This window comes from Edaphobacter sp. (genome assembly GCF_035532915.1).
Classification (GTDB): Bacteria; Acidobacteriota; Terriglobia; order Terriglobales; family Acidobacteriaceae; genus Edaphobacter.
This window is the reverse complement of the sequence record NZ_DATKQC010000461.1, coordinates 1-2,683: the sequence shown is the minus strand read 5'-3', so window position 1 is coordinate 2,683 and position 2,683 is coordinate 1. Positions and strand designations below refer to the sequence as shown.

Here is a 2,683-nt window from a genome sequence, read left to right as displayed (position 1 = left end):
CGTTCTGTACGGCTACTACCGCACCGACAGCGACTCCCAGGATCCAAGTGAGGTTCCCACCGATCTGCCGGTCAGCATGACCATCGAACCGCAAGACGGTGCCCCCGCCGTGACCTTTCGCCTGGAGGACGCCAAAGCGGTTTTCTTCGTCAACACCTTTGCCGGCAGTCCCACGCAGCAGGACGTGCGCTTCTTCGACTCTCTCTCCATTCAGCCCTACCTCTGGGTCCGGCTGGCGTTTCAGGATGGAGAAATCATGGAAGGCCGCGTTTCGAACGATATTGCTCTGTTGACGAAGAACGCGTTCCAGCTTTTTCCCGTGGATGAGCTGACCAACAATCGCAGCCTCTTCGTTCCGAAGACTTCGCTCAGCAGTTTCCAGATCATTGGCCTTCTGGAGGCGCAAGCCTCCCAGCGGGAAGTCGCCTGACGCCTCGATTCATTGGTTCTTCATCTCACCTGCCGTGGTGAGGCCACCAAGGGACACGGCAACCACCGAGTCCCTTTTGCATTTCATGCTTTCGTCACCAATCCCCTTCGGTTTCATCCTCCCCAGACAACAAACGTGCTGTAGAAGATGGGTAAACTATGGGCCTTCCGACACCTCACAGTGCAAATTCCTGCACATAACAAGTGGCGTCGCATCGTCCCCTCCCGTAGAGCCCTTCAGAATCGGCCATCCAGCGTCATCTGCGGCGCAAACGGTTTGGCCCCGCAGTTGCAATCCTCTTTGGTTGAGCACACTCCCACCGCTCACCGTTGAAGGGACATTCATGAACCACGTAGGATCATCCGTGCTGGGGAAATCCGCCGTCATTCTGGTGATCGTCGCGATCGTTGCCGTCGCACTGAATTTCGCTTTCGCGCACTCGCTTCACTTTGAACCACTGGGTCTGCTTGGGTTTGGTCTTTTCTGTCTAGGCTATGCCGGAATCATTCCTTTGCTTTCCAGACGTACCCGTGCCCACGACGAACCTGTCCAGTCGCAGTCGGCGCAGAAGCCCCTCATCGGGCCGTCCATCATCGCCCGCCAGAGCGTTGCGTCCAAGCGTTCTTTCGACCACAGCGCGGCGCGCCCCTGCCATGCACTCACCATCGACCTGGAAGATTATTTCCACACCGAGGTCGCCTCTCAGGGCATTTCCTTTTCCGACTGGGAACACCAGCCTTCCAGGATCGAGCCCAGCACGCACCGCTTGCTGGACCTGCTGGATCGCAATGATACCCAGGCGACATTTTTTGTGCTCGGCTGGGTGGCGCGGCGTTATCCGCGGCTCGTTCGCGAGATCCGTCAGCGCGGCCATGAAATCGGGTGCCACAGCCTGGATCACCAACTGGTCCATCGCATGAGTCCGAACCAGTTTTATGAGTCCACCGCCGCCGCGAAAGAATTGATCGAGTCGGTGATTCAGGAACCAATCTTCGGCTATCGCGCCCCGTGCTTCTCCATCACCCCGGGTTGTGAGTGGGCGTTTGATGCGCTCGCCAAGCTCGGCTTCAGCTATGACTCCAGCGTAGATCGTCAGATACTCGCACTCTACCGCCAAACTGCTACCGACGGGAGTATCACCAAATGTGCGGATGAACCAAAAATTTGGCGGCCCGAAGCCGGTTTTTGAGTTGAGAATCTCTGGTTAGCCGCGAACGCGAGCACAACAGGGCCAACGCCCCAGCGCCTTTGACGAAATCTCTTCGGTCCATTTTTTCTCCGCTTGGAGTTTTTTCAGCTGGAGTATAAACCCGGTACATGCACTCAGTTGAAGGGAGCAGAAGCCTCTCCTGCTACAAACATGTTCTCAAGCTCTCGATCCGATCGGCGACCGTCCCTGGTACACAGCCGCTGGGTCTTCGCTCCACTGGGCCGCCTTACCTGGATTCGCTCATTTGATCCATGAGGCTTCTCTGCCTACTCAAGATGGAGGACAACTGCTATCGGGCGGACGGCTTGGAGGCTGTTTTCACGGGGCAAGCTTCGCCGCCGCACAAGGCTGAGGTGATACCCTTGCCCTCCGTGACCGTATAGATGCGGTCGACGGCTGGCAGCTTGAGCGTTTCCTTGGCGCCGCTTGGCCAGTGGACTTCTACACTTCCGATGCTCGTTGCGTCTCCGATGCCAAAGTGGACGCGCATGTCGTTGGAAGAAAGATAGCTGCCGCCGCTGAGAACATCGCCTCGCTGACGAATGCCGCCCGCATTCAAGTACACTGTGGCGCCGACCGCGTCCCGCGGACTTTTCGGTCCGCCAATCAGCTTCAACTCGACCCAGTGGTGGTGATCCGGATTGACGTTGCGAAGGAGCACCGGTACGCCGTCCATGTTGTTGATGACAACATCAATCTTGCCGTCGTTGAACAGGTCGCCAAAAGCAGCGCCGCGACCTACGCTGACCACAGCCAAGCCGGTCCCCTCGACCGCGGGCACCAGGTCGAACTTTCCGTTCTTCAGATTGCGAAACAGCAGCGGACGTTCCGCGTAACTGGTGCCCCAGTCCGGGTGCTCATCGACGTTGGGATAGACATGGCCATTTACGATCAGCAGGTCCTTCCATCCGTCATTGTCGTAGTCGAGAAATCCGTCGCCAAAACCGACAAAGGGAATGGTGGGCGCAGCAACGCCAGTCTCATAACTGACATCGGTGAAGTTGCCGGTGCCGTCGTTGCGGAAGACCACATCGTAATCGTCG

General features: G+C 57.6%; 3 protein-coding genes. 2 read left to right on the top strand and 1 reads right to left on the bottom strand.

What is annotated here, in order from left to right:
* Window positions 1-430, top strand: a 430-nt coding sequence (locus VMU57_RS21640) for a DUF6982 domain-containing protein (RefSeq protein ID WP_325387242.1), incomplete at its 5' end; no start/stop codon positions are given.
* Window positions 431-773: 343 nt separating this feature from the next.
* Window positions 774-1,619, top strand: a complete 846-nt coding sequence (locus VMU57_RS21635; RefSeq protein ID WP_325387240.1) for a polysaccharide deacetylase family protein — start codon at window positions 774-776, stop codon at window positions 1,617-1,619.
* A 310-nt stretch (window positions 1,620-1,929) separates the two neighbouring features.
* Here the strand turns inward: VMU57_RS21635 and VMU57_RS21630 are convergent.
* Window positions 1,930-2,683, bottom strand: a 754-nt coding sequence (locus VMU57_RS21630) for a CRTAC1 family protein (protein WP_325387238.1), incomplete at its 5' end; no start/stop codon positions are given.